Source organism: Burkholderia sp. AU31624, assembly GCF_020420065.1.
GTDB lineage: Bacteria > Pseudomonadota > Gammaproteobacteria > Burkholderiales > Burkholderiaceae > Burkholderia.
This window is the reverse complement of sequence record NZ_JAIZRT010000002.1, coordinates 1-26999: the sequence shown is the minus strand read 5'-3', so window position 1 is coordinate 26999 and position 26999 is coordinate 1. Positions and strand designations below refer to the sequence as shown.

At 66.5% G+C, this 26999-nt stretch carries 16 protein-coding genes; 10 read left to right on the top strand and 6 right to left on the bottom strand.

The features are described 5' to 3' along the window. Nucleotides 1–3 precede the first annotated feature (3 nt). The gene (locus LGM89_RS05310) at nt 4–1005 is read left to right on the top strand and encodes a zinc-dependent alcohol dehydrogenase family protein (RefSeq protein ID WP_226272492.1); all 1002 of its coding nucleotides are present in this window, start codon (nt 4–6) and stop codon (nt 1003–1005) included. A 282-nt stretch (nt 1006–1287) separates the two neighbouring features. Further along, complete coding sequence (locus LGM89_RS05305) at nt 1288–1764, top strand: GNAT family N-acetyltransferase (protein WP_089497924.1); 477 nt, start codon at nt 1288–1290, stop codon at nt 1762–1764. Between the two features lie 157 nt (nt 1765–1921). Here the strand turns inward: LGM89_RS05305 and LGM89_RS05300 are convergent, their stop codons facing one another. Then, complete coding sequence (locus LGM89_RS05300; protein WP_226272491.1) at nt 1922–2647, bottom strand: class I SAM-dependent methyltransferase; 726 nt, start codon at nt 2645–2647, stop codon at nt 1922–1924. Nucleotides 2648–2840: 193 nt separating this feature from the next. Between LGM89_RS05300 and LGM89_RS05295 the strand changes: the two genes are divergently transcribed. From LGM89_RS05295 to LGM89_RS05285, 3 genes are all read left to right on the top strand, one after another. Continuing rightward, nucleotides 2841–3848, top strand: coding sequence for a hypothetical protein (locus tag LGM89_RS05295; RefSeq protein ID WP_226272490.1), 1008 nt, complete (start codon nt 2841–2843; stop codon nt 3846–3848). 222 nt (nt 3849–4070) lie between these two features. Next, nucleotides 4071–4661, top strand: a complete 591-nt coding sequence (locus LGM89_RS05290; protein ID WP_226272999.1) for a DUF4410 domain-containing protein — start codon at nt 4071–4073, stop codon at nt 4659–4661. Between the two features lie 562 nt (nt 4662–5223). Beyond that, entirely contained in the window at nt 5224–6033 is an 810-nt protein-coding gene (locus LGM89_RS05285; protein ID WP_226272489.1) for a TlpA disulfide reductase family protein, read from the top strand. 37 nt (nt 6034–6070) lie between these two features. On the opposite strand, the gene LGM89_RS05280 is transcribed toward LGM89_RS05285, so the two are convergent. Then, a complete protein-coding gene (locus tag LGM89_RS05280; RefSeq protein WP_226272488.1) occupies nt 6071–7105 on the bottom strand; it encodes a LysR family transcriptional regulator in 1035 nt (344 codons plus the stop codon). Between LGM89_RS05280 and LGM89_RS05275 the strand changes: the two genes are divergently transcribed. Further along, entirely contained in the window at nt 7099–7698 is a 600-nt protein-coding gene (locus LGM89_RS05275; RefSeq protein ID WP_226272487.1) for an NAD(P)H-dependent oxidoreductase, read from the top strand. The genes LGM89_RS05280 and LGM89_RS05275 overlap by 7 nt on opposite strands. A gap of 76 nt (nt 7699–7774) precedes the next feature. Here LGM89_RS05275 and LGM89_RS05270 read toward each other — a convergent pair whose 3' ends face one another. After that, nucleotides 7775–8827, bottom strand: coding sequence for a serine protease (locus LGM89_RS05270; RefSeq protein WP_226272486.1), 1053 nt, complete (start codon nt 8825–8827; stop codon nt 7775–7777). A gap of 339 nt (nt 8828–9166) precedes the next feature. Between LGM89_RS05270 and LGM89_RS05265 the strand changes: the two genes are divergently transcribed. The 4 genes from LGM89_RS05265 (at nt 9167) to LGM89_RS05250 (ending at nt 18287) form a co-directional block, all read left to right on the top strand. Beyond that, entirely contained in the window at nt 9167–9955 is a 789-nt protein-coding gene (locus tag LGM89_RS05265; protein ID WP_226272485.1) for a winged helix-turn-helix domain-containing protein, read from the top strand. Between the two features lie 91 nt (nt 9956–10046). Further along, nucleotides 10047–13040 carry an ATP-binding protein gene (locus LGM89_RS05260; protein WP_226272484.1) on the top strand — a complete coding sequence of 998 codons (2994 nt, stop codon included), beginning with the start codon at nt 10047–10049 and terminating at the stop codon, nt 13038–13040. Then, on the top strand, nt 12973–17364 hold the full coding sequence (locus LGM89_RS05255) for an ESPR-type extended signal peptide-containing protein (RefSeq protein WP_226272483.1): 4392 nt from the start codon (nt 12973–12975) through the stop codon (nt 17362–17364). Before LGM89_RS05260 ends, LGM89_RS05255 begins: the two co-directional genes overlap by 68 nt. Before the next feature lie 233 nt (nt 17365–17597). Next, a complete protein-coding gene (locus LGM89_RS05250; RefSeq protein WP_226272482.1) occupies nt 17598–18287 on the top strand; it encodes a response regulator in 690 nt (229 codons plus the stop codon). A 113-nt stretch (nt 18288–18400) separates the two neighbouring features. Here LGM89_RS05250 and LGM89_RS05245 read toward each other — a convergent pair whose 3' ends face one another. The 3 genes from LGM89_RS05245 to LGM89_RS05235 all read right to left on the bottom strand — a co-directional run. Continuing rightward, a complete protein-coding gene (locus tag LGM89_RS05245; protein ID WP_226272481.1) occupies nt 18401–19123 on the bottom strand; it encodes a response regulator transcription factor in 723 nt (240 codons plus the stop codon). A 256-nt stretch (nt 19124–19379) separates the two neighbouring features. After that, the gene (locus LGM89_RS05240) at nt 19380–20090 is read right to left on the bottom strand and encodes an OmpA family protein (RefSeq protein ID WP_226272480.1); all 711 of its coding nucleotides are present in this window, start codon (nt 20088–20090) and stop codon (nt 19380–19382) included. Between the two features lie 97 nt (nt 20091–20187). Next, the coding region (locus LGM89_RS05235) for a YadA-like family protein (RefSeq protein WP_413227459.1) at nt 20188–26999 on the bottom strand (6812 nt) is incomplete at its 5' end.

The following is a 26999-nucleotide window of genomic DNA, read 5'->3' as shown; positions in this document are numbered from 1 at the left end:
GCAATGAAAGCGCTGTTGCTCAAGTCATTTGGCGGCCCGGAATCATTCGAACTACGTGACGTACCCAAGCCGGCGCCGCACGCCGGGCAAGTCCTGGTTCGCGTCCATGCCACCTCGATCAATCCATTGGATTACCAGATCCGACGGGGAGACTATCCGGACCTGGTACCCCTTCCGGCCATTACCGGACACGACGTATCGGGCGTGGTCGAAGCCGTCGGGCCCGGCGTGACGGCCTTCTCGCCGGGAGACGAAGTCTGGTACACCCCGCAAATCTTCGACGGGCCGGGCAGTTATGCCGAGTACCACGTGGCGGCCGACCGCATCGTCGGCAAGAAGCCGCCTTCGTTGAGCCATCTCGAGGCGGCCAGCCTGACCCTGGTGGGCGGCACCGTTTGGGAAGCACTGGTCGTGCGTGCGGCGCTACGTGTGGGCGAAAGCATTCTGATACACGGCGGTGCGGGAGGCGTCGGCCATGTGGCGATCCAGCTCGCGAAAGCCATCGGTGCAAGGGTGTTCACGACCGTGCGCGAAGCAAACGTCGAGTTCGCCCGAAGCCTGGGTGCGGATGTGGTCATCGACTACGAACAGGACGATTACGTCGACGCCGTCATGCGAAACACCGGTGGCCGCGGCGTCGATGTCGTGTTCGACTCCATCGGCGGCAACACCCTGTCGCGCAGCCCCGATGCGCTCGCCCAGCTTGGCCGCGTCGTCACGATCGTGGACATCGCCCAGCCACAAAACGTCATTCAGGCGTGGGGCAAGAACGCGAGCTATCACTTCGTCTTCACGCGACAGAATCGCGGCAAGCTGGATGAGTTGAGCGCGTTGATCGAGCGTGGACAGTTGCGGCCACACGTGGGCGCCGTCTATTCCCTTGCCGACGTTCCGCTCGCGCATGCGCTGCTGGAGCGTCCCAACAACGGGCTTCGAGGAAAAATCGCGATCGCGGTCGAGCCGTCGGCTTATCCCGAACCTGTTGCCGGTACTCGAGCGGCGTGATCTTTGCTCGCATGTGGACCGGAGCAAGCTGCGCGTGATTCGCAGGGCGCCGCGAGCATCAGGGTTGCGAGAGGGCCGAACCAGTCTGCCCGAAGCTCTGCCGGCGTGATCGCAGCAGGTTCTGACGGACAGTCGACATCGTGAGAATGATGCGGATCGTGGCACCATGAAATGCGGTCGCCATGGGCCTACTCATGAGGCCGCGAACCTCCTATCGTAGAGACCTGCGACGCGCCTGCCGGATCGGCGGCGCGCCCTCTTCTCATCGACAGGTCCGCCAACATGAACGCCAACGACACCGGACTGACCGTACGCGCGGTCACGGAACACGACTACGACCAGTGGCTGCCGCTGTGGGACGGCTATAACCGCTTCTATGGCCGCTTCGACGATACGGCCCTGCCCCTGCGGGTCACACAACTCACGTGGTCGCGCTTCTTCGACGGCTACGAACCGGTGCATGCGCTCGTCGCGGAGCGCGCCGGCCGGCTCGTCGGGCTCGTGCATTTCCTGTATCACCGCAGCACGACGCATATCGGGCCGACCTGCTATCTGCAGGATCTGTTCACGCTCGACAGCGAGCGCGGCAAGGGTGTCGGCCGCGCGCTGATCGAAGCCGTGTACGACGCCGCGCGTGCGCATCGCGCCGAGCGCGTCTACTGGCAGACGCACGAGACGAACCACACGGCGATGCGGCTCTACGACACCGTCGCGGCAAAGCCGGGGGCCGTGCTCTATCGGAAGGAGTTGTCGCGCTGAGCGGAACGGCGAAACAGGGGCAGCGCCATGTCACGGATGGCCCCGCCCGATTGAAGACCATGATCGCTTCCGGAAACAGCCGCTTCGGCAAACTGGGTAGCCCCTGGGATACAAGACCATCCTTTCGGCCGATTTTTGTGTCCCCGGGGCTACTCAATCAAGCCACCGGCCGCGCCTTCATCCACAGAAACAGCGGCACGCGCGCCCACTGCTTCAACTGATCCGTATCGGCATGGTCGGGCGGCGGCTCGCGCAGCGACATGATCGCGAACCCGGCCGCTTCCAGCGCCTCCATGTACGCCTGCAGCGGCAGCGACCAGCCGGCGAAGTGCATCGACAGCCCGTCGCGCGTTTCCACGCCATCGAAATGCTCCCGCCCGAAATAGCTGCCCTTCAGCACGAACGGCGCATCGGGCTGCGGCCCCGCGAAGCCGCCGCGATCGCGGAACGGATGCACGAGCGAGATGAACAGCGTCCCGCCCGGCTTCAGCACGCGGCGCGCCTCGTTCAACGCGCGCTGCATGTCGTCGAGATCCATCAGCACGTTGTACGCCATCACGAGATCGAAGCTGGCCGCGTCGAACGGCAGCGACGCCGCGTCGGCCAGCTTGTAGCGATGCGCGGAATCCGCGTGACGCGCGGCGTCGAGCATCGCGGGCACCACGTCGGTCGCGGTCACGTCGTAGCCGAGCGCCTTCAGCTCGCGGCTCACGCGGCCTTCGCCGCAGCCGATCTCCAGCGCGCGGCCGGACTCGCGGCCAATATAGGCCGCAAGCCCCGCGCGGTATTTCCAGAACGCGTCGTGCCCCGGCTTGCCGGCCCAGTCGATCCATTGGTCGGCGACCTGCGTCCAGTGTTCGGTGATGGCTGTCGTGTCGGTCATGTGCGCTCCCGCCCGATGTGCGTCGTTGGCTCAGGTTGCGCATGGTAAGCCGAAGCGGCGGAACGCGTCGGCAGGGTGCGCCGCGCAACCGGTTTCCGTTTCCGGCTGCGACGTTCTACAGTGACATAAAACAATCTGCGCCGTTGCACGTCGTCGCCGCCCGACGATGCGCACCCGATTCCGAGGACATCCGATGCCGAGCATCCTGGCCGCGCCCGCCAATCTCCCCCCGAGCCCCGTCGCGGCGGAAACGCGCATGGTGCACGACGTCGCGACGCTCAAGCCGTCCGACTACCGTGGGGCGGACGGTGCGTCGTGGGTCATCGCCACCGTCACGCCGGCCGCGGACAGCGGCACGAACGTGACCGGCACGACGTACTTCGACACCGCCAAAGGCCAGACCGTCCCGGTGCCCGACGCGCGACGCCGCTATGCGAATCGCGGCACGTGGCAGGTCGTCGCGAGTTCGAGCCCGTCCGTGCCCGCCACCGGCCGCTACGACTGGCTGACGCTCGCGTGGCTGCCGATCAACCGGCGGCCGCTGCCGCAAACGCCCGAGCACCTGTATTCGCCGTTCATTCGCGGCGGCACGATCGTGTATCGATGGAATCCGGCCGCGGAAGGCGGCGAGCAATTCGGCAACGTGCGGATGATTTTTCCGGAATGGACGCAGCAAGTGGCCGATGCGCTGCGGGCCGCTTCGGCAGCGTCGCCGGACGACGCCAGCGCGCCGGCCGCACCGCCCCCGCTCGATCGCCTGAAAGCGGACACGAATCCGATGACCGCCGTGCTCGACTTCAGCGATGCGCTGCGCGACGAGCCGGTCGAAAAGGTCGTCGCGCGGCTGCCGGGCCTGCTACGCGTGAAGGATCTGCACGAACTGTCTGCGATCGTGTTCCTGTGCCTGTCCGGATCACGCGCGGAAGACCGGCCGCGCTTCGCGGAAACGATCAACGGCTCGATCGCGTCGACCGACGACAGCGCGCGCCTGCTCGCGATCGCCTATGGCGCGTTCGCGGCCGGCCGGGCGCGGCCTTATCCATTCAACGATGCGGCGCAGACGGCGCGGATCAACGACGTGTTCGGCGCGTTGAAGCGGCGCACGGCGGCGCTCAATGTGCCGGTTGGGGAAGGTTCGCCCTGGTATGAGTTCTTCACCGCGTATCGGCTTGGCGGGGCCGTGTCCGGCAACGGACAGTGATCGCGCGTACGGGTCAGCGCCGCGACAGCAACGCCCGATCGCCCGTACCCGCAATCTCTCGCCATGCGGTCAGCCGGCTTTCCATCCGCGTATCGCACCGCGATCCATGCATGCCGAATCGATCTTCGATCTATTCGACCTTTTGAATCGAATCGCCCGGTGTTAGATTCCCGCCCGGCCACAAAGCCATCTCAAATAACCCGAACTAAAAAAGACCAAACCATGAAATCTGTATTCCGTCATGCCGCGCTGGCATTGGTGACGATCGGCTTCTTGTCGGGCTGCGCGAGCAGCGTGACACGCGACGCCAGCGATCAGGCGGGGGCCATCGCGACTGCATCGACGTCCAAATTCGGCTCGAAACCCGTGATCGTGCAAGTCACACTCGACAATGCCGCGCAGGAAGCGCTGAAAAGCAACCTGAAATTCAGCCCCGAGAACCTGAAAGGGAAAATCGAAAGCGCACTGGCCGCACGCAAGCTGCTGGCAAAGGCGGATTCGACCGATGCAATGCACCTTAACGTGGAAGTCACCGGCATTCGCACGCGCTCGAGTTTCTCGGCCGTCATGTTCGGCTTCATGGCCGGCAACGACCATGTCGACGGGACCGTGACGCTCACCGATGCCGACAACCATCCTCTCGATCGCTTCAAGGTGTCGGCATCGTATGCGCTCGGCGGCATCGCCGGCATCGACAGCATGCGCATGGACTGGCTGTACGAGAAATTCGCCGAGAAGACGCTCGCGACGCTCGATCCGGCGACCGCGGCCACGCAGGCCGACACGGCACCGGCAGCATCGAAGAAGCTGTAAGACCCGACGCCCGACGGAGCGCGGATGCGCGGCCCGTCGGGCGACGGCGGTGAATCACATGCCACCGCCAACGCATCGTTTCGCCGATCGCGAACCGACCGTCATGCAATGCGCGAGTGAATGCCCGGTGCTCGCATCTGGCAGCGGTCCTATTCCGTTTAATCAGCCGACATGATCGGGGCGCGGCCGCGCCCACCGGCCGCCACCAGGCATTCGCGCCCGCACGCGCGACGATAAAAAATCGGCCGCTCCGGGGGCAGAGCGGCCGTCAAGGAAAGATCCCTGTTCGGGATACCGGAGGACACCACACCAGACCGGCCTGCGTATTGTTGACGAACCCTATTTCGCTGACCATCAGACTGGTCTGATTCGCACCCTGCCTGCATAAAAATCACGGTGTCCTGATCCACGCAGGTTCACCGAATCCGCAACGCGCCGTTACGTTCTCGACGGGAACCCCCATACGCGGCGACCTGTCGAATCGCCGCACGACCGTCGACGGCTTCATCGCCGTGGCGGACAATCCCCTCTCCAGCCCCGCTCGATCACGTCCCGCCCTTTCATGCTGAGCATTGGTCCCTTCTCGATCCGCGTCGTCGCGGTAGCCGTCGCCGCGCTGCTCGCGTGGCTCGTCGCCCGTTTCATCCAGCGTCGGCCGCCGGACGGACATCACAAGACCGCATCGAGCCTGATCCTCGATGCATTGCTGTTCGGCCTGCTCGCCGCGCGTATCGGCTACGTCGCGCAGTGGTGGCATGAATACGCCGCCGCGCCGCGCTCGATCATCGCGCTCGGCGACGGCGGCTTCGACTGGCGCATCGGTCTCGCGGCGGGCATCGTGTTCGCGGGCTGGCGCCTGCGCCGCCTGCCCGTGCTGCGTCGCCCGGTAATGGCCGGCATGCTCGCCGGTGTTGCCGCATGGGGCATCGCGCAGGGCACGCTCGCTACATTGCAGCACGGTGCGCCGCCGCTTGCCGCGTTGCAGCTCGAGGCGCTCGACGCCACGCCGGTGCCGGTGCAACGTTTCGCGGGCAAGCCCGTCGTCGTGAACCTGTGGGCCACGTGGTGCCCGCCGTGCCAGCGCGAAATGCCGATCCTCGCGCAAGCGCAGCAGGATCACCCGGGCATGACGGTACTGATGGTCAACCAGGGCGAGGACGCGCAAGCGGTGCGCGCGTTCCTCGAACAGAAAGGGCTGCGGTTCGATCACGTGCTGCTCGATCGCACGCTGCACGCGATGAAGACCTACGGTTCGCGCGGGCTGCCGACGACGCTCTTCTTCGACGCGACAGGCAATCTCGTCGAATCGCACATGGGCGAGATCACCGCCGCGCGGCTGAAGGATGCCGTGGCGGACCGCTTCAGGCAGTAACGCGCGTCTCGTCCAAAGAACCGCGGCAACCGCTTCGTCACATCCGTGCCTCGACCGCGGCCAACCGCGCCGGCAGATGTTCCAGCAGCGCATCGACGGCGGCCCGGACTTTCAGCGGAAGATGCAGCGTGTAGGGCCACACTGCCTGAATCGGAAAGATCACGCCCGGCCGATCGGGCAGCAACTCCCGCAACCTGCCGCTGCGCAACGCGTCACGCACCAGCCAGTACGGCAACCATGCGACGCCCAGATCCGCAATGGCCGCATCCATCAGCGCGCTCAAGTCGTCGGACAGCAAACGAACGGCGGGCTGCAATTCCACGCGCTGACCTTCGACGATGACGGGCCAGCGATGCACCTGGCCGAACCGCGTATAGGCCAGCGCCTTGTGCCGTTCGAGCGCTTCATAGGTCGTGGGTTCGCCGCAGCGGCTCAGGTATGCCGGCGATGCGCAGAACGCCATCCGGTGCTCGCCCAGCGGACGCGCCACCAGTTCGCTGCTGTTCGGCAACGTGCCGACGCGAACCGCCAGGTCGAAACGCTCTTCGACCAGATCGACGGAACGATCGCTGAACGACAGGTCGAGATCGAGCTCGGGATGCGCCTTCACCAGATCGATCAGGATCGGCGCCACACACAGATGACCGAAAAGCGTCGGCATCGACACGCGCAGGCGCCCCTTCATCTGCCATTTGCCGGTTTCCAGCAGCGCTTCGCCCGCCTGGATCTGCTCCATCGCGCGCAGGCAATGGTCGTAGAACAACGCGCCTTCGTCGGTCAGGTTCTGGCTGCGCGTCGTCCGCTGAAACAGCACGACGCCCAGCCGCTCCTCGAGGCGCGCGATGCTCTTGCCGACCGCGGACCGCGTGATGTGCAGCCTCTCCGCGGCTTCCGCAAAGCTGCTCGCTTCCGCCGCGGCGACGAACACATCGATGCCCTTCAGGTGGTTTCGCATGCGATTGGGGACAAATACGCTACACAGTGCGTCGATCTTATCGCTTTTGGAGATAAAAGGTGGCTGATAGGATCGGTTCCCGTCCTCACCTTCGCAACGGAGCACTTCGCATGGCACGCATCCTCGTCCTTAAATCGAGCATCAACGGCAGCCAGTCGCAAACCGGTGCGCTGATCGACACGTTCCTGGCCGAGCGCCAGGCCAACGGCCATGCCGACGACGTGATCGTGCGCCATCTCGTCGACGCCGAGCTGCCGATGCTCGACAGCGAGCTGTTTCACGCGCTGCGCGGCGCGGCCAATCCGAGCGAGCGCGCGCAACGGGCGATCGTGCTGTCCGATGAACTGATTGCCGAGCTCAAGGGCAGCGACCTGCTGCTGATCGGCGCACCGATGTACAACCTCAACGTGCCGACCCAGTTGAAGAACTGGTTCGACCTCGTCGCGCGGGCACGCGTGACGTTCCGGTACACGGAGACCTATCCGGTGGGGCTCGTCGAAGGCATCAGCGCGATCGTGTTCAGTTCCCGCGGTGGCGTACACGTCGGGCAGGATACGGATGCGGTCACGCCTTACCTGCGTGCCGTGCTCGGCCTGATGGGGATCTCGGACGTGGAATTCGTCTATGCCGAAGGGCTCGACATCAAGCCGCACGGGGTCGAAGCCGGGCTGGCGAATGCACGCCGGCAGATGGATGCGCTGCACGCGTGAGTCCGGATCGCGCGCGGCGGAAAGCGCGACGCCGACGCACACCCGCCGTTCAAAGCGAGACCGACGCTCGGGCCGCTCAACGTTCGATCAAACGCGGATGGCCCGGCAGGTCTACCGTGAGATCGGTAGCGCCTGCAACCGGCTGTGCCACCTCGCGCGTCGCCGCGAGCCAGTGCGTGAACTCGGCGGCGGTCATGCCGACGGCGGCGGCCGATCCGGATGTCGATGCTGCCGCCTGAGCCGCAAGCCGGTCATTGTCGTGCGCATGCAGTGGTGCTGCGCGTACAACCTCGGCCACCGGCGCCGCACGATGTTGGCCAGACGTATCGTCATGCGCCTTCCGGTCATGCGCGACGACTGCCGGCTTCGACGCTACGGCGGAATACGCCCGGGCTGCCTCCGGCATGCTGCGCGCAACCTTCGTCGATCGCGACACATCGCGTGCCGGCTGCGTCTTCGCCGCATCGTCGTTGCGTGCGGGATGCGTCCCGGCCGACATGCTTGCGGCCGATGTAACTTCCGGTGAAACGACAGGCTTCGTAGCCGACGCATTCGACACGCTCGGCACATCCGATGCCTCCGCCGCGTCCACCATCGCAGACACGGCCGCAACCGGCGCCGCGATGATCGCCTCCGGCGCGATTGAAATTGCCCCCGCATAGACGCTGCCGGGTTCCGCCACATGCGCGCGCTCGTCGACCAGATGCGTGGCCACCACGCACACGACGCCGAACAACGCGGTCGCCATCAGCGTCATGCGCCAGCGCCGACGCATCGGATGCGGCCTGATCCACGCCCGGTTGTCCGAACCGAAATCCTGCGCGCGAACCGGCCTGGCCGCCGACACGGGTACGGCTGCCTGTGCGCGATTCGCGCCGCGCAGGTCGAAAACGTTCGGTCGCTGTCGCCGGTTCGCCACGAACGGCCGACGGCGCCGGCCATACGGCGGCGGCACATCCGAAAACGGATGCGCGAGCGGAATCGCGTAATGCCCGGTGATGTCCAGCATGCTCATGGTGTCGACGACGCATTGCGCGACCTTCGCCGCGGCAATCCGTGCTCCTGTAGTTGTCCGATCGGCATCGAGTATCGCCGCCGGACGGGTACCCGACAATCGGACCAGGCCCAATCGCGCGCGCCGCGACCGTCAGCCCAGTCCTATCGCCGAAGCCGGTGCCGGAGTATGTCGGGGTCAGCATGGAAGGCAACGCGGAACACCTGATCAATTTCAGACTGGACTGATTTCGTTGCGATACCGAACGAATCACAATGATTGTGCCGGGCCGCCCCATCCAGAGGCGTGCCGGCGCCATAGTCGATATTTGAATCCCGCCTGCACGGCGGGACTTTTTTGAAGACGCCGCAGCGAAGCGCAATCCGATCTCCTCCGGCCATCCGGCCATGAGTCGGCGCCCGCTCCGTTCCTCGCAACCGCGCGCAGCCGCCATTCCGACCGGCACCTCGCACCGTGACCGACGCCCCTTCGACCTCCATCGCGATCCTGACGATCGATCACCCCGGCCGCATCGCGTTCGACGATCGCCTGCGCCGCGCAGGACACGGCTACGACCGGCTGCGCATCGACGACATCCTGCGCCGGGCCCGCTACCGGCCATCGCGCTTCGAGTATCTGCCGGACCTGTTCGCGGCCTGCGGCACGCAGTCGTTCGACCTGTTCATCGTGCAATGCGAGACGGCGTGCTGCCGCACGCTCGACGCGATCCGCGCGCTGCGCGCACACTTCACCGACACGGTCCCGATCCTGTCGATCAGCCAGCGCGACGCGGACGCGTCGCGCAGTGCCTGCTTCCTGGCCGGGTCGAACGAGCACCTGGCTTACTCGACATCCTCCGAGGCACTGATCTCGAGCATGTCGACCTGGCTCAAGTGGTCGCATCACCGGGCCACGCATCACCGCCAATGGCGAATCGGCTGCTTCGAGTTCGATGCAGCCCAACGCATCGTGCGCGTCGCGGGCCAAGAGCACGTGCTGGCAGAGAAACACTTCCAGATCGTCACCGCGTTCTTCCTGAACATGGGCCGTGCACTGGATCGCGCGCACGTCAGCCAGCTCGTGTGGGGCTCGCTCATTGCATCGCATAGCCGGCGGCTCGATACGCATGTCTCGTACCTACGCGACCGGCTCGAACTCGACGGCCGGCATGGCGTGCGGATGATGACGCTGTATGGCGTCGGGTACCGGCTCGTGACGTGTACGCCAGAAGCCCGGGCAGGCAGACGTAGCGGCATCCCGTAACGCGCACGCGCGTCGCGGGCCCGACGGGCACCGTTGCGCCGTGCCCGGTCTCCATTATCATGGCGAAACCCTGGCCGCCCGACCCGCCCCGATGGACCACCGCGTCGAACCCGATCGTTCCCGTGCCGTCACCGGCAACCCGCAGCGCACGCGCACCGGCCGCCGCCAGCGCGCGCTGCTCTATGGCGGCGGCGTCGCCGTGACGATCGCGATCCTGCTGGCCAGCGGCCTGATGTTGTACGCGATGGCCCGTGAAGCGATCCAGCAGCGCTATGCGGCCTTCGCGGTGCGCCAGTTCCTCGTCCAGTTCACGTTCAAGCTGCGCACGACCGGCATGGATACGCTCGTCACGCACGACGACGCGGTCTGGAACACGCGTCCGACCGATGACACACTCGTCGCGAAACTGGCGGCCGGGCATGGGCGGCTCGTGCTGCAAGGCAGCCCGCAATTCCCGCCGTCGCTCGTGCTGGCCGACCTGTCGCCCGACCTGCCAGCCGCCTCCTACGCGCACGATCTGGCGATGGCGAGCGACATGACCTACCGGGTCGGCGCCTACGTCGCCAAACACGACGTCAATCGCGAGATCGCCGGTTATACGTATCGTCCCGATCGACACTTTGCGCTGGTCATTCCCGCGGCCGCCCCTGCCGACGCCGACGTGCTGGCCCGTACGCCCGGTGCGGCCGCGCTGCTCGACCAGGTCGCGGGCGGCATCGCGACGCCGCCAGCCGACCGGTTCGCATGGTATGCGCCCGCGTACGACCCCGTGCAGCGGCGTGACGTGTTCCGGATCGCCGGCGCCGTCTATGTCGCGAACGTGCCCCAAGCCGTGTTCATCTCGACGCTCCCGGTCAGCGTGCTGCAGGAGCGCCTCGCGATGGACGACCCGACGGACACGGCGATCATCGCCGATGCGCAGGGCCGCCCGCTGCTGCGCGCCGGCGCGGCCGCGAGCGATGCCGCCGCACTTGCGGAAACCCAGCGCCTCGCGGTCCGCACCCGCGCCATCCCTGGCAGCGGCCCGCACACCGCCTACGGCAGCGGCCGCTTCGCGCTCAGCCAGCCGATTCCGGACACCGACTGGACGCTCGTGCAGACGTTCTCCGCCACGTCGCTGCTCACGACGATCGGCCTGCGCGCCGGCTGGTACGTCGTGGTCATGCTGGCCGCGCTCGCGCTGGTGTGGACGCTTCTCGTGCTGTTCGACCGCAAGGTGCTGAAACCCGACGATGCGCGCACACGCCGCGTGATCGAAAGCGAGGGCCTGAACCGGACCATCGTCGAGGCTGCCCCGTCCGGCATCGCGCTGCTGGCGCTGGCCGATGGCGCGGTGCTGCTGCAGAACGACACGATGCGCGCGTACGACGCACGGCTCGCGAGCGGGCCGCCGCTTGCCGCACGGCTGCTCGCGCATTTCGACCGCTCGCCCGACGCGCTCGCGTGGCAGACCGACCAGTACGTGTCGCTGCCGACCGCACAGGGCGACACGGTCGACCTGCTCGTCAACCTCGTGCGCACCCGCTACCGCGATGCGGATGCCGTGCTGTGCAACTTCTCCGACATCACGTCGCAGAAGAACGTCGAGCGTCAGCTCGACGAAGCGCGCCGCGCGGCCGACGCCGCGAACAACGCGAAATCGGCGTTCCTCGCGACGATGAGCCACGAGATCCGCACGCCGCTCAACGCGATCCTCGGCAATCTCGAACTGATCGGCCGCGAACCGCTCGCCGATACCCAGCGCGATCGGCTGCAGACGGTCGAAGGCGCGTCGTCGGTCCTGCTCGACCTGATCAACGACATCCTCGACCTGTCGAAGATCGAGGCCGGACAGATGACGATCGAGGCGATCCCGTTCGATCTCACGGAGACGATCCGGCGGACCGGCGCGATGTTCGAACCGCTCGCGGCCGCGAAAGGGCTGCAGTTCGACGTATTCGTCGACGACGCACTGGCCCCGCGCTATCTCGGCGATCCGACGCGCATCCGGCAGATCGCGGCGAACCTGCTCGGCAATGCGATCAAGTTCACGAACCATGGGGAAGTCACGCTCGAGGTCTATCTACGCGACGACACGAATCCGGATTCGCCCATTGCGATCGGCGTGAGCGACACGGGCATCGGCATGAGCGAAGCGCAGCGCGCGACGCTGTTCCGCCCGTTCACGCAAGCCGACACGTCGATCACGCGCCGCTACGGCGGCACGGGCCTGGGGCTCGCGCTGACCAAACAGCTCACGCAGATGATGCGGGGCACCGTGGACGTGACGAGCGAACCCGGCAAGGGCAGCACATTCGTCGTCACGCTGCCGATGCATGCCGCAAGCAGCACACAGATCGCCGAGCACGATGCGGCTCAGGCCGACGACCACGCATTGCCGTCGGTCACCGCGCGCGTGCTCGTCGTCGACGATCATCCGGTCAACCGCAAGCTGCTGCAGGGTCAGCTCGTCACGCTCGGCTATGTGGCCGATGCGGCCGAGGAAGGCGCGTCAGCGCTGCGACGCTGCGCAGATACGCGCTACGACCTCGTGATGACCGACCTGAACATGCCGGGCATGGACGGCTACACGCTGGCTCGCGTGCTGCGCGCCCAGTATCCGGACATGCCGGTGGTCGCCGTCACGGCACACGCAAGCGCCGCCGAGCATGCGCGCTGCGCGGAGGCCGGGATCATCGCAGTGCTCGTGAAGCCGGTGCTGCTCGCGACAATCGACCGAACCGTGCGGCGGCACGCATGCGCCGCATCCGCACAGACCGCGCCACGGCGTACGCTCGTCGATCTCGCGGCCGGCCCGTTGCCGCCGGACGTGCATGCGCTGCTGGAAACGAGCCTCGTGCAATCGCTCGCGTCGATCCGCGACGCGCGCGAGCGCAACGACATCGCCGTACTCCGTCACGAGCTGCATTCGCTGCGCGGCGCGTTTGCGACGATTCACGAGCATGACGTGGCAGATGCGATCGGCGCGCTCCAGGCCGCCGTGCATGCCGGCGACATGACCTCGTTCGACGCGCAACTTGCACAAGCCGAAAGTCACGCACGCGACGCGCTGCAGCGGCGCGCGACGCATACGCCACCGGCCTGAGCGCGGCGCGTTCGCACGCGCTTGCCCGCATCCCTTTCCAGCTCGCTTTCCGCACCCGTGCACGTCTGCGCACACGCGTAGGACTTGCCCTACAAAAACGCTATCTCGAATCAGCCGTGGACGACTGATCAGAACGAAGCCAATCCCTACCATGGGTTTGTCACCTGACAAACTGAAAGGAGTAGGGGAAATGAACAAGACCTATCGCAGCATCTGGAACGCAACGACCAACACGTGGACCGCAGCAGCCGAGACGGCACGGTCGCATTCGAAGGGTTCGGCACGCATCGCGCGTGCGGCATTGATCGCGTTCGCCCTGGGCGGTGCGGCAATCGGCAACGCAGCGGCAGCCGATGCATGCACGACGGCGGACGGTTCGAGCGGATCGCTCGACGGCGCGGGTGTGTGCAAGGCTGCGGGCGGCACGATCGGGACGATGGGGACCATCGGTACGATGGCCGCGATCGACGATACGTACATCAAGATCAATGCTGGCGGTGCGGCTGCGGCACAGGCCGGCACAAACGCCGTCGCACTTGGCGGAAACGCACAGGGCACGGGAGGCAATGCCGTTGCGCTCGGCAACAACTCGAGCGCGAGTGCCATGAACGCCATCGCAATCGGTGCGAGCACGTCGGCAACCGGCGCGGCCAGCACGGCGCTCGGCATGAGCGCCAAGGCGACGCAAAGCCATGCCATGGCACTCGGCGTCGGCGCGAATGCACTCGGCGTGAATTCCACTGCGATCGGCGTCAGCACCAGCGCATCGGGCACGGGCTCGATCGCCATCGGCGAAGCCGCCAACTCGTCCGCAGACGGGGCAGTTGCGCTCGGCGCAGGCTCCGTGGCCGACCGCGCCAACAGCATTTCCGTCGGCACGACGGCGGCAACGCGCCAGATCGTCAACGTCGCCGACGGCACGCAGAACCACGACGCCGTGAACCTCGGTCAGATGACCACTGCGCTCTCCACGAAAGTCGACGATACGTACGTGAAGATCGATACGAGTTCGGGCAAGGATCCCGCCGTGGCGGGTGCGAGCTCGATCGCCGTGGGTGCCGCAGCCAGCGCATCCAACACCTATGCAACTGCTTTCGGCAACAAGGCGATGGCAACCGGCTCGAACGCCACCGCAATCGGCTTTGCCGCTACCGGCTCGGGCGGCGCGAGCGTCGCGGTCGGCGGCATGTCCGTCTCGAGTGCCAGCCACTCAGTCGCGCTCGGCGATAGTGCAATCGCGTCTCACAGCGAGTCGGTAGCGCTCGGGTTCGGTTCGCAAACCGACCGCACAAACAGCGTGTCCGTCGGCACGGCGGCGCTGCGACGCCAGATCACCAACGTTGCCGCTGGCACGCAAGACAATGACGCCGTGAATCTCGGCCAGTTGAACACGGGCCTGTCGACGACGAACGCATCGATCTCGACGGTGGCGTCCGGATTGTCGACGACGAATGTTGCCCTCTCCACCGCGAATACGACACTGACGTCGCTTGGCGCCGAAGTGTCGACCGCGAAGGACACCATTGCAGCACACACCGGCGACATCTCGAAGATCAACGACCAACTCAACGAGTTGTCGAATGGTACGGTCGGTCTCGTCCAGCAAGCCGGTGCAGGTGACGACCTCACGGTCGGCGCAAACACCGACGGCGACGCGGTGAATTTCGCCGGCAAGACCAAAGATCGCAAGCTGACGGGTATCGCCGCAGGCGACGTCTCGGCCACGAGCAACGAAGCCATCAACGGCTCGCAACTGCACGGCGCGTCGGAAAGCGTCGCGGCAGCGATCGGCGGCGGCTCGACGGTCAACGCCGACGGCTCGATCTCGGCTCCGGCCTTTACGGTCGGCGACGGCAGCGGCGGCACGACCACGGTCGGCTCGGTTGCGGACGCAGTCTCCAACCTCGACGGCCGCACGACGACCAACGAAGGCCAGATCTCGAAGCTCGCCGACCAGATCGGCAGCGGTACGGTTGGTCTCGTCCAGCAAGCCAGTGCAGGTGCAGACCTGACGGTCGGCGCGAACACCGACGGCGACGCAGTGAACTTCACCGGCAAGTCGGGCGATCGCAAGCTGACGGGTATCGCCGCAGGCGACGTCTCGGCAGCCAGCAACGAAGCCGTCAACGGCTCGCAACTGCACGGCGCGTCGGAAAGTGTCGCGGCAGCGATCGGCGGCGGCTCGACGGTCAACGCCGACGGCTCGATCTCGGCTCCGGCCTTCACGGTCGGCGACGGCAGCGGCGGCACGACCACGGTCGGCTCGGTTGCGGACGCAGTCTCCAACCTCGACGGCCGCACGACGACCAACGAAGGCCAGATCACGGATCTCGGCGGCCGCGTGTCGACCAACGAAGGCGCAATCTCGAAGCTCGCCGACCAGATCGGCAGCGGCACGCTCGGCCTCGTCCAGCAAGCCAGCGCAGGTGACGATCTCACGGTCGGTGCGAACACCGACGGCGACGCAGTGAACTTCACCGGCAAGGCGGGCGATCGCAAGCTGACGGGTATCGCCGCAGGCGACGTCTCGGCAGCCAGCAACGAAGCCATCAACGGCTCGCAACTGCACGGCGCGTCGGAAAGCGTCGCGGCAGCGATCGGCGGCGGTTCGACGGTCAACGCCGACGGCTCGATCTCGGCTCCGTCCTTCACGGTCGGCGACGGCAGCGGCGGCACGACCACGGTCGGCTCGGTTGCGGACGCAGTCTCCAACCTCGACGGGCGCACGACGACCAACGAAGGCCAGATCTCGAAGCTCGCCGACCAGATCGGCAGCGGAACGGTCGGTCTCGTCCAGCAAGCCGGTGCAGGTGCGGACCTGACGGTTGGCGCGGACACCGACGGCGCGGCAGTGAACTTCACCGGCAAGGCCGGCGATCGCAAGCTGACGGGTATCGCAGCCGGCGACGTCTCGGCAACGAGCAACGAAGCCATCAACGGCTCGCAACTGCACGGCGCGTCGGAAAGCGTCGCGGCAGCGATCGGCGGCGGTTCGACGGTCAACGCCGACGGTTCGATCTCGGCTCCGGCCTTCACGGTCGGCGACGGTAGCGGCGGCACGACCACGGTCAACACCGTCGGCGGCGCGATCTCCAACCTCGACGGTCGCACGACGACCAACGAAGGCCAGATCTCGAAGCTCGCCGACCAGATCGGCAGCGGCACGGTCGGTCTCGTCCAGCAGAATCCGGCGGACGGCTCGATCACGGTCGGCGCCGGCACCGGCGGCTCGGTGGTGAACTTCGCCGGCAACGGCGGCCCGCGTGTGCTGTCCGGCGTCGCCAACGGTGTGGCCGACGACGATGTCGTAACCGTGTCGCAGCTGCGTGCCACGGGCCTCATCGACTACACCGGCAAGGAAGTCGGCGCCGTCACCTACGACAGCGGCCTCTCGTTCGACTCGGTGACCTTCGCCGGCACCAACGGCACGAAGCTGCGCCAGGTTGCGGCGGGCGAGATCAGCGCCACGAGCATGGAAGCGGTCAACGGCAGCCAGCTGTTCGATCTGCAGGAGCAGTTCGCCCAGCAGTACAGCGATCTGTCGAGCCGTTACGGCGATCTGTCCGGCCGTGTCGGCGACCTCGAAGCCGGTGGTGGTTCGGGCGGCGGCAGCGGCGGCACCGGCTCGGGTGGCGAAGGTTCGATGTTCGTCGGCGACGGTGCGGTAGCGTCGGGCGAGAACAGCTCGGCAATCGGCCAGGGTTCGCTTGCCTCGGGCGAGAACGCGTCGGCGGTCGGCCAAGGTGCGGTCGCATCGGGTTCGAACAGCTCGGCCGTCGGTCAGGGTTCGGTTGCGTCGGGTTCGAACAGCTCGGCCGTCGGCCAGGGTGCAGTCGCGTCGGGTGAGAACAGCTCGGCGTTCGGCCAGGGTGCATCGGCCACGGGCAGCAGCTCGGTCGCCATCGGCCAGGGTTCGGTTGCGACGGAGGCCAACACCGTGTCGTTCGGCTCGGAAGGCAACGAGCGCCGTCTCGTCAACATCGCGGACGGCATCAACGCCACCGATGGGGCGACGAAGGGCCAGCTCGACCGTGCGATGGAGTCCGTCGATCAGCGGTTCAACGACACGAACCGCGCGATCAACGACGTCGCGAAGAACGCGTACGCCGGTATCGCGGCCGCGATGGCGATGCCGAACATGACGCCGTCGCAACCGGGCAAGACCGTCGTCGCACTGGGCGCCGCGAACTTCAAGAGCGGCTCGGCAGTCGCCGCCGGCGCCACCTACCGGTCGCGCAACGGCAAGTGGCTGGTGAACGGCGCGGCGTCGGTCACGTCGGTCGGCGATGCGGGCGTCCGTGCCCAGGTCGGCTACGAGTTCTGACCGGACGGCTCCGCGCAAGCGGAGCCTCGACCCGAAGCGGGGGGAGCGATCCCCCCGCTTTTTCCGCCGACGGCCAGTGACAATTCCCCGCGAGTTGCCACCGGCCGTCGGCGCGACGGGGTCGCGTCGGGCCAGCCGCACCGCCCGAAGCGACCGCCTCCCCGCGCCGACTCCAACCCGTCTCAGCCACGCCGAACGCGCACCGGCCGGTGCGTCGCGACGCGCAACACAAGATGAACAGAACCTTTCCGATTCGCATCACGATTGCCGACGACCATCCGGCAATCGTCATCGGCGCCCGCTATGAGCTGTCCGCGACGAACACCGTCGCGGTCGTCGCCACCGCGCACAACTCGACCGAGTTAATGGAAGCGCTGGCGAACCATCCGTGCGACGTGCTCGTCTCCGACTACGCGATGCCCGGCATCGAATTCGGCGACGGCCTCGCGCTGTTCACCGCCATCCTCAAACGCTTCCCCGGCCTGAAGATCGTCGTGATGACGATGATGGAAAACGCGGTCGCGTTACGCGCGCTGATCGATCTCGGCATCGCATGCATCGTCAGCAAGTCGGACATGCCGAACCACCTGACGATGGCGATCCATGCGGCCTACACGAACGGTCGCTACCTGTCGCCCTCGATGGACAAGATCCTGCGCAGTACAGGCGGCGTGGGCGGCAAGACGCTGGCCCTGTCGGTCCGCGAAGTGGAGGTGATCCGACTGTTTTCGTCCGGACTGTCGGTCAACGAGATCGCCGAGAAACTGAATCGAAGCAAGAAAACCATCAGCACGCAAAAGAGCTCGGCGATGCAGAAGCTCAGTATCGACCGCGACGTCGATCTCGTCCGTTATGCGATCGCATGCGGTCTCGTGACCGACTATGGCTATGCGCCGGCCAAAAACGCCGGCGGAGCGGACTGAATACGCCGCAGCCCTGAATGAAAGCACCGGTGCCCGTGCGGCCCCGGTGCACGCCGCAGGCACACGCTTCGCGCTGCCTCGCCACGAGGCGGCGCGCCTCGGCACGCGCCCCGTCAGGCCGGGTCGGTGCCTTGCCCCTCTTCTTCCACCCCGCCGCTGCGTCCTTCGCTGCCCGACGCGGCGACGATCCCGTGCTCGATCGCATAGCGAAGCAGGTCGATATCTTTTTCCAGCCCGAGCTTTTCCATCGCGCGCGCCTTCTGCGTGCTGATGGTCTTCTTGCTGCGGCTCAGCTTCTCCGCGATTTCGTTGACCGTCAGCCCCGATGCGTAGTGCCGGACGACTTCAAGCTCGCGCTCGCTCAGCTCACGCTTCTGGTCGGCCGCCCGCGCGCTCGAATGCGACGTCTGCGTGCGCACGACCTTCTCGACCGACGGCGAGTAGTACGTGCCGCCCGTCGCGGCCGCGTGAATCGCGGGAATCAGGTGATCGACCGTGTCGGACTTGCTGACGATGCAGGTGATGCCGAGCCGTGTCAGCGCGCCGATCACGGCCGGGTTGTCGAGCATGGTCAGCACGACCAGCTTGGCCTTCGGGAAATGGCGTTGCAGGTAGGAGAACAGCGTGATGCCGTCGCCGTGCGCGCTGCCCGGCATCGCATAGTCGGACACCACGACGTCGCACGACCCGGCTTCGAGCAGCCGGATCAGTTCGGTCGAACTGCCGGCCTTGCCGGTCAGCTGGATCGTCGGCACCGACGACAACCCGTGCTCGACGCCGGCGAGCATCGCCGGATGGTCGTCGGCCAGTACCACGCGTATCAGATAGCTTCCCATAGTCGTCCAGGTGTCCGCGGCCGGCGTCGCGGCGGCACTGCCGCTCGCCAGCCCGTGACGACGCGATCGCGTCGTCGTGGATCGTAGTGGGCGCTATCTTCGCATGAAACCGGGGTGTCATCCATGGATCGGCGGCCGCCGGCATCCGGACCGGACGCCACCATGAAAAAACCGCCGGCTCGGGTCGAGCGGGCGGTTTCGGATGCCCGCGCGAGGCGCGGGCAAGGGCATCGGCGATGCCGGTCGGCTTACGGCATCACTGCGCGTCGATGCGAATCTCGACACGGCGGTTCTGCGCGCGGCCTTCCACCGTCGCATTGGACGCGATCGGATCGGCGGCACCGACCCCTTCGGAGAAGAACGACTGCGCCTTCAGCCCGTTGCCGCGCAAATATTCCATCACCGTGCGCGCGCGAGCGTCCGACAGCTTCTTGTTGTGCGCGGCGCTACCCGTCGAGTCCGTGAAGCCCGTGAGCGCCACGCGGCGGAATTCGGCACCGCGGTTGATTTCGATGAACCGGTCGAGCGCCTGGCGCGCCTGCGGCGTCAGCGCCGCGCTGTCGAGCGCGAAATTCGCGTCGCCCTGCAGCAGCACCTGGCGCTGCGGGACCGGCTGCGGCGCAGGCTGCGGTTGCGGTTGCGGCTGGGCAACCGGCTTCGGCTGTGGCTTACCGCACATGAACGTGATTTCGCGCGGATCCTTCATCACCGAGCGGCTGTACACGCGGTCGATCATCTGCAGCGGCGTGAAGCCCTGCCCCTGGCAGAACTCCTCCGCCGCACGCGCGCAGGCATTCGCGCTGCCGAGCAGCCCGTCGCAGCTCACGCGGAACACGTTGTCCGGCTGGCCCGGCACCGACACGGCACGGATGTCATAGGTGAGGCCCGACTGCGTGGTGCACGCACCGAGCGCCATTACGATCGCGCCGACCGATGCGGCGCGCAACAACAAGGTTTTCATGGTCATGGTGAAACGTCCACCGTGGCGGCGGACGCCTGATACGAGTTGAATGGAATGACTTGGCTTGAAAGGGCCGGGCGGGGCTCAAGCCCCGCCCGCCGCCTTACCACTGATACGAAGCGCCCACGCCGACGGTGTTGCCGCCGCTCGACAGACCCACGCCCGCCTTCATCTTCAGGTTCTGCGTAATGCGGGCTTCCCCGCCGAACGCCACTGCCTGATAGCCCTTGAAGGTCGCACCGCCGACACCGAACGAGATCGTCTTGCCCGGATCGACACCCGGAATCATCGTCAGCGCGGTCGCTGCGGCGATACCCGAGTACGCATTGCGCGACAGGTCGTTGATCTGACCCTGCATGCCGCCCATAGCGCGGTCGAGCTGGCCCTTCGTCGCGGCGTCGGACGCGTTCACGCCGTCCGCCACGTTCGAGATCGTGCGCTGCTGCAGTGCCGACCCGACGGACACGGTGTTGTCGTCCGTGGCCACGGAACCGGCGCCCAGCGCGACCGAGTTCGAACCGGAGGCGTTCGCACGGTTGCCGATCGCCGCCGAGTTGCTGCCCGACGCCATGGCGCCGCTGCCGATCGCCGTGGCGCCTTCGGCGGAGCTGTTCGCACCGGAACCGATCGCGGTGCCGTTGCTCATCGACGCGTTCGCGTTCGAGCCGACGACCGTGGCGTTGTTCGCGCCCGTGCCGACCACCGCGCCCGAACCGGCTGCCGTGTTGCCCGTCCCCGTGCCGGCATTGGCCGGGGTCGTGCCTGTACCGGTGTCGGTCGCTTGGAAGTAGTCGCTGCCGATCGGGCTGGAGCCACCGCCACCGCCCGGGTTCTGCTCGAGCACGCCGACACGCCCGTCGATATCCCCGATCCGGTCGCTGAGCTGGCTCAACTGGCCGAAGTTCACCGCGTCGTACTGGCTCGTGCCGTCCGCGACGTTCGTCAGCCGCACCGGCGCCGCACCCGTCCCGCCGAGGGTCACCGAACCGAAGTTCGGCGTGCCGTCGCCGTTCAGGTCGTAACGCACCGCGAGCGAGTCGGTCGCGCCGTACGCGGCCGCGGCCTGGACTGCTTCGGCCACGGTCTTGTACTTGCTGCCGTTCACCTCGATCGCCGTATCCGCGAGCTTGCCGTCGGCATCGACCGTCGTGCCGCCGCCGATCACGTCGGCGACGCTCTGTGCCGTGCCGTGCAGTTGCGAACCGTTGATCGCGTCGACGCTCGTCGCGCTCACCTCGCCCGCCGCCACACCGGTCAGCACGCGGTTGCCCGCCGTGCCCGCGAAGTTCACCGACGTGCCGTCAGTGCCTTTCGCAACCGTGATGTCGCGCGTCGTTTCGTCCTGCTGGACGAGACCGATCGACCCGTCGGCCAGGCTGCTCGAGATGTTCTCGATCGCATCGCCGACGTTGTCGAACGTCTGGTTGTTGACGACGTACGACGGGTTCGTCACGTTGCCGTTCGCGTCGACGCTCGCGCCGCCGCCCAGCGACTTCGCGACGCTGCTCGACACGCCGTGCAGCTGTGAGCCGTTCACGGCGTCCGTGCTGGTCGCGTTGACCGCGCCTGCGTGGACGTTCGTGATCGTCGTGCCGTTCGTACCGGCCAGCGCGACCTGGTCGAAGTTCGCCGTACCGTCCGCGTTCTTGCCGTAGGTCACCGCGAGCGACGCCAGACCCGCTGCCGGGTTGGTCGGGTCGACCTGCGTCACGAGGCCCGTGTCCTTCAACTGGCCCACGTTCACCGCGTCGTTACGATCCACGCCGGCTGCGACGTTCTTCAGCGCGACAGGCGCGGCTGCGTTGGCGCCGCCCAGCGTCACCGAACCCAGGTTCGGCGTGCCGTCGGTGTTACGGTCGTACGTCACCGCCGCGATCGACTGCCCCGTCACCGGATCGACCAGGCCCGAATCGGCCAGCTGCTGGTTGATCACCGTGATGTTCTCGGTGTTCGTCGTCGTGCGGCCGTCCAGGTTCGACAGTGCGTCGCCCACGTTGTCGTAGGCAACCTTCTTCGATCCGTCCGTCGGATCGGCCAGCGTGTACGTCGGGTTCGTCACCGTGCCATCCGTGCCGACGGTCGAGCCGCCGCCCAGCGAATCGGCCACGCTCTGCGACACGCCATGCAGTTGCGCGCCGTTGATCGCGTCCATGCTGGTCGCGCTCACTTCGCCCGCCTTCACGTTCGTGATCGTCGTGCCGTTCGTACCGGCCAGCTTGACCTGATCGAAGTTCGCCGTGCCGTCGGCGTTCGTGCCGTACGTCACCGCGAGCGATGCCAGCCCCGCACCCGGATCGGTCGGATCGACCGGTGCAATCAGGCCTGCCGACTTCAACTGGCCCACGTTCACCGCGTCCATGTCTGCCACGCCTGCCTTCACGTTCGACAGCGTCGTGCCGTCCGTGCCTGCCAGCGTCGCCTTGTCGTGGTTGATCGTGCCGTCCAGGTTCGTGTCGTACGTCACCGCTGCCGACGTCAGGTTGCCGTTGGCATCTTCACCCACCAGACCCGCGTTCTTCAGCTGACCGAGGTTCAGTGCGTCGTGGTCGTCCTTCGCGTCTGCCACGTTCTTCAGTGCGACGGGCGTCGTTGCGGCCGTGCCGCCCAGCGTCACCGAGCCCTTCGTCGCGTCGTCGTACGTCACCGCGGCGATCGACTTGCCGTCGTCGCCGATCAGGCCCGAATCCTTCAGCTGCGAGACGTTCACCGCGTCCATGTCCGCAACGCCTGCCTTCACGTTCGACAGCGTCGTGCCGTCCGTGCCCTTCAGCGTCACCTTGTCGAGGTTCGGCGTGCCGTCGGTGTTACGGTCGTACGTCACCGCCGCGATCGACTGCCCCGTCACCGGATCGACCAGGCCCGAATCGGCCAGCTGCTGGTTGATCACCGTGATGTTCTGGGTGTTCGTCGTCGTGCGGCCATCCAGGTTCGACAGTGCGTCGCCCACGTTGTCATACGCCACCGTCTTCGACCCGTCCGTCGGGTCGGCCAGCGTGTACGTCGGGTTCGTCACCGTACCGTCCGCGCCGACGGTCGAACCGCCGCCCAGCGAATCGGCCACGCTCTGCGACACGCCATGCAGCTGCGAACCGTTGATCGCGTCCATGCTGGTCGCGCTCACTTCGCCCGCCTTCACATTCGAGATCGTCGTGCCGTCCGTACCGGCCAGCGTCGCCTTGTCGGTGTCGATCGTGCCGTCGGGCTTCATGTCGTAGCGCACGGCGAACGAATCCGTCGCGCCGGACGTGGCTGCAGCCTGAATAGCCTGCTCGACCGTCGTGTAGCCTTTGCCGTTCACGGTGAACGACGTGTTCGCCAGCTTGCCGTCCGAACCGACCGTCGTGCCGCCGCCGAGCGTCGACGCAACGCTGTCCGCGAGGCCGTACAGCTGCGAGCCGTTCACGGCGTCCATGCTGGTTGCGTTCACCGCACCCGCCGTCAGGTTCGTGATCGTCGTGCCGTTCGTGCCTTCCAGCGTCACCTTGTCCTTCGTCGCGCTGTCGTACTTCACGGCCAGCGACGTCAGATTGCCCGCGCCGTCGTCACCCACCAGGCCTGCGTCCTTCAGCTGGCCGAGGTTCAGTGCGTCGTGATCGTCCTTCGCATCCGCCACGTTCTTCAGCGCGACAGGTGTCGTCGAACCTTCACCGCCCAACGTCACCGAACCCATGTTCGGCGTGCCGTCCGCGTTGCGGTCGTACGTCACTGCAGCGATCGCCTTGCCGTCGTCGCCGATCAGGCCCGAATCCTTCAACTGCGAGACGTTCACCGCGTCCATGTCCGCAACGCCTGCCTTCACGTTCGACAGCGTCGTGCCGTCGGTGCCTGCCAGTGTCGCCTTGTCGTGGTTGATTGTGCCGTCCGTATTCGTGTCGTACGTCACCGCTGCCGACGTCAGCTCGCCGTTCGTATCTTCACCCACCAGGCCCGCGTTCTTCAGCTGGCCGAGGTTCAGTGCATCGTGGTCGTCCTTTGCGTCCGCGACGTTCTTCAGCGCGACAGGCGTCGTCGAACCTTCACCGCCCAGCGTCACCGAACCCAGGTTCGGCGTGCCGTCCGCGTTGCGGTCATACGTCACTGCGGCGATTGCCTTGCCGTCGTCGCCGATCAGGCCCGAATCCTTCAGCTGCGAGACGTTCACCGCGTCCGTGTCGGCAGTGCCGGCCTTCACGTTCGACAGCGCGACAGGCGTCGTCGAACCCGTGCCGCCCAGCGTCACCGAGCCCTTCGTCGCGTCGTCGTATATCACGGCCAACGGGTTGGCTCCGCCACCACCGCTCGTTGCGGCCAGCGCATCGAGCGCGTCACCCACGTTGTTGTACGTCTTGCCATCGATGGTGTAAGTCGGATTCACGATGGAACCGTCCGCGCCCACACCCGCCTTGCCGCCGAATGCCGAGACGGCATCGCGCAACTGGCTGACGTTCACCGCGTCGGTATTGGCCGTGCCGCGCGCGACATAGATGATCTGACGTTGCTGGCCAGACGAGCCGACCGAAACCGAATTCAGACGATCCGCCGTCGAGCTCGCGCCCAGTGCCACCGAATTCAGTGCCGTGCTGGTCACATTGGCTGCACGGCCAATCGCGATCGAGTTCGTCGCGGCCGCATCGACCTGCGCGGTGGTGCCGAACGCGATCGAATCCGCCGCGTTGGCACGCGCCGTGTTACCCATGGCGAACGAGTTCACGCCCGATGCCTGCGTGTTGAAACCTGCCGCAATCGAGTTGTTGCCGGTGGCAACCGTACCGTTACCCAGTGACAGTGCGTTCGCGCCGGTCGCGCTGCTGCTGCCGAACGCCACGGCGCCCGCCGACGTTGCTGACGCGCCTGCGCCAATCGCGACCGCTGCACTCCCCGACGATACCGCCTGCGGGCCGATCGCGACTGCCGTCACGCCCGATGCGCTCGCGTCCGCGCCGATCGCCACGCCGAATGTGCCGGAACCCGCGAACGCATCGTCGCTCCCGTCGCCGGCACCGTCCACTCGCACGTAAGGATCGGTGCTCGCGGTCGTGTTCATCATCGTGTTGATCGCGTCAAGGCGGCTATTCACATCCATGATCGCACTCTGCGTCTTCGTGTCGATGCTGCTGATCGCCGTCTTCGTGCTCGTCGACGTCACGCCCAACAGTTCGTTCACTTGACCGACCGTCGCGACATCCGTATCCGCCTGGCCGTTCTGCACGTTGGTGATACGACGCAGCAGCCCCGCACCGCCGTTACCGACGGAGATCGTGTTGACTTCGTTTGCGACCGAACCAAGACCCAGCGCCACTGCGTTGATCTTGGTCGCCTGCGCGGCGAGCGTGTTCGCGTTCGCGCCAAAGCCGCCGATATACGGGTTGCCTTCGACCACGGCCTTTTGCATCTGCTGGACGTTGACGGCGTCAGTCGGTGCAACACCGGCAGCCACGTTGGACAGCGTCACCGGGCCGGAGGCATTGCCGCCGCCCAGCGTCACCGCGTTGTAGTTCGGCGTACCGTCTGCATTGCGGTCGTACGTCACGGCGGCGATTGCATTGCCGTCGTCGCCGATCAGGCCCGAATCCTTCAGCTGCGAGACGTTCACCGCGTCCATGTCCGCAACGCCTGCCTTCACGTTCGACAACGTCGTGCCGTCCGTGCCTGCCAGCGTCGCCTTGTCGTGGTTGATCGTGCCGTCCGTATTCGTGTCGTACGTCACCGCTGCCGACGTCAGCTCGCCGTTCGCATCTTCACCCACCAGGCCCGTGCCCTTCAGTTGGCCGAGGTTCAGTGCATCGTGGTCGTCCTTTGCGTCCGCGACGTTCTTCAGCGCGACGGGCGTCGTCGAACCTTCACCGCCCAGCGTCACCGAACCCAGGTTCGGCGTGCCGTCCGCGTTGCGGTCGTACGTCACCGCGGCAATCGCCTTGCCGTCGTCGCCGATCAGGCCCGAGTCCTTCAGCTGCGATACGTTCACCGCGTCCGTGTCGGCAGTGCCAGCCTTCACGTTCGACAGTGCAACAGGCGTCGTCGAGCCTTCACCGCCAAGCGTCACCGAACCCATGTTCGGCGTGCCGTCCGCGTTACGGTCGTACGTCACTGCGGCGATCGCCTTGCCGTCGTCGCCGATCAGGCCCGAATCCTTCAGCTGCGAGACGTTCACCGCGTCCATGTCCGCAACGCCTGCCTTCACGTTCGACAACGTCGTGCCGTCCGTGCCTGCCAGCGTCGCCTTGTCGTGGTTGATCGTGCCGTCCGTATTCGTGTCGTACGTCACCGCTGCCGACGTCAGCTCGCCGTTCGCATCTTCACCCACCAGGCCCGTGCCCTTCAGTTGGCCGAGGTTCAGTGCATCGTGGTCGTCCTTCGCGTCCGCCACGTTCTTCAGCGCGACGGGCGTCGTCGAACCTTCACCGCCCAGCGTCACCGAACCCAGGTTCGGCGTGCCGTCCGCGTTGCGGTCGTACGTCACCGCGGCAATCGCCTTGCCGTCGTCGCCGATCAGGCCCGAGTCCTTCAGCTGCGATACGTTCACGGCGTCCATGTCCGCAACGCCTGCCTTCACGTTCGACAGCGTCGTGCCGTCCGTGCCAGCCAGCGTCGCCTTGTCGTGGTTGATCGTGCCGTCCGCATTCGTGTCGTACGTCACCGCCGCCGACGTCAGATCGCCGTTGGCATCTTCACCCACCAGGCCTGCATTCTTCAGCTGGCCGAGGTTCAGTGCATCGTGATCGTCCTTCGCGTCCGCCACGTTCTTCAGCGCGACAGGCGTCGTCGAACCTTCACCGCCCAGCGTCACCGAACCCAGGTTCGGCGTGCCATCCGCGTTGCGGTCGTACGTCACCGCGGCAATCGCCTTGCCGTCGTCGCCGATCAGGCCCGAGTCCTTCAGCTGCGATACGTTCACGGCGTCCATGTCCGCAACGCCTGCCTTCACGTTCGACAGCG